At 46.5% G+C, this 2,058-nt stretch carries 2 protein-coding genes; both read right to left on the bottom strand.

Features of this window, described 5'->3' with window-relative positions; translation table 11 throughout:
• Window positions 1-66: 66 nt before the first annotated feature.
• Window positions 67-600, bottom strand: coding sequence for a peptide deformylase (gene def, locus H6S82_RS30895; RefSeq protein WP_190475690.1), 534 nt, complete (start codon window positions 598-600; stop codon window positions 67-69).
• 95 nt (window positions 601-695) lie between these two features.
• Window positions 696-1,874, bottom strand: coding sequence for an HhoA/HhoB/HtrA family serine endopeptidase (locus H6S82_RS30890; RefSeq protein WP_322112036.1), 1,179 nt, complete (start codon window positions 1,872-1,874; stop codon window positions 696-698).
• Window positions 1,875-2,058 lie beyond the last annotated feature (184 nt).

Here is a 2,058-nt window from a genome sequence, read left to right as displayed (position 1 = left end):
AAAAGCTCAAACACAACAACCAATGGTAACAATTCATCACTTCCAATAATTGCCCAATTCAAAATTTTATTTATTTATGACAATGCGCTGCTGATACTCTTGTTCTGTCATTAAATCTAGCGTACTTTCCACACGATCTAAAAATACGATACCATCGAGATGATCGTATTCGTGTTGAAAGATGCGGGCGACAAAATCTGTTAATTCTTGGCGATGCAGCTTGCCATCGCGATCGGTATATTCTATTTCTATGGCTTGATATCTCGGCACCAAACCGCGAATTCCCGGAATGCAGAGACAGCCTTCCCAATCTTTGACTACCTCAGAGGAATGTGCAATAATGTGAGGATTAATCATCGCGGTTGGTTCCATCTTCGGTGCGTTGGGATACCTGAGATTGGGACGAGAGGCGACGATAAATAAGCGATCGAGTTCGCCTACTTGGGGTGCGGCGATGCCAACACCATTTTCTTTGATAACTGTTTCCACCAGATTATCGATTAATTCTTGAATGCGACGATCGCGCACATCTGCGATCGGTTGCGATTGCTGGCGAATTACGGGATTTCCGAGTTGGGATACTTGCAGAATTTCAGCCATATCGAGTTCGTTAAAATGAGCAATCTGAAAGATTTGGATTTTAACAGATAGCTAAATAGTCAAGCGTTCGATCGCAGAACTTGACTATCTAGCAATTAAGGTTCTTCTTCTTGTTGTTGTCGGACTGGAAAAGCGCCTAGCTGCACTTGTACAGTTTTAGGTTCCCCATTACGTTGCACATCCATCCGCAAGCTATCTCCCACCTTACGGGTTTCTATAATTTGTTGCACCTTATCAGCTGTGGTAACAGCTTGATTGTCAACTTTTTGGATCACATCTCCTGCCTGCAATCCCGCTTTCTCAGCCGGAGAATTGCGGACTATGCGGAAAACTAAAACTCCTTGCGCTCTATCTACATTGATGTTGCCATTAGAAGCATTTTTGATTCTTTCCTTAATTTCTGGGGTCAGAGTTGCCATCTGAATTCCCACAAAAGGATGTTCGACTTTTCCTTTAGCAATTAGTTGTTCGGCAATTCTTTGGGCTGTATTAATAGGAATAGCAAAACCCAATCCTTGAGCGCCACCGATGATGGCTGTGTTGATGCCGATTACCTCACCGCGAGCGTTTAGCAGTGGGCCTCCAGAATTACCGGGATTAATAGCTGCATCAGTTTGAATAAAACCAATCCGCTTATCGGGAACGCCGACTTGCGAGCTGGTTCTATCTGTGGCGCTAATAACTCCTACTGTTACAGTTTTATCTAAACCAAGGGGATTGCCGATCGCGATCGCCCACTGTCCCGGACGCAAAGAATCGGAATTACCCAAAGCCACAACTGGCAAACTATTGGCGTTAATCTTGACCACTGCTATATCGGTCAACGAATCTTCACCCAGCACTTTTCCTTGGAAATTGCGACCATCTCTGAGCGTTACAGTCACCGTATCAGCACCATTTACCACATGAGCATTGGTGAGGATTTGCCCTTGAGTATTGATCAAAAAGCCAGATCCCGTTCCCCGCACAGTCCGCTCAGCAGGGGGTACAGGTGCATTACCACCAAAAAAGCGCCGAAAGAACGGATCGTTATATTCTTCGGGTATTTGACGCCTCACCGTCCGTGCAGAATCAATTCGCACCACCGCTGGGCCGACTTTATCGACGGCGGCGACAACAAAGTTTGTATCTGTGTCATCTTTTATCGGAAGAGCGCGGCTGGTAGTAGTGTCCACATCGCTCTGAGTGGGAGCAATAGGAGCAATAGGCTGTTGAGAAGAGGATGCGCTGGGAAGCTGTGAGCAGCCTCCTAAAAAGGATACCCCGGCTGCCATTACCAGCAGCAACCGATAAATGGCTGATTTGTTGCCGGAAAAGTTGGCCAAGCTCATAGTTTTGCGGACTGTACGATCTACTATTACTATCCTGCACGAAGGGCGATCGATCCGGCTTGCCAAGCTTTGCCGAACAAGGTGATTTATCTCTAAAGATGAGGGGAGCGGGGGAGTGGGGGAGTGG

This window comes from Planktothrix sp. FACHB-1355, assembly GCF_014748295.1.
Lineage (GTDB): Bacteria > Cyanobacteriota > Cyanobacteriia > Cyanobacteriales > Aerosakkonemataceae > Aerosakkonema > Aerosakkonema funiforme_A.
Note: the sequence above shows the minus strand (reverse complement) of the source record. Positions and strands in the feature narration are given on the sequence as shown.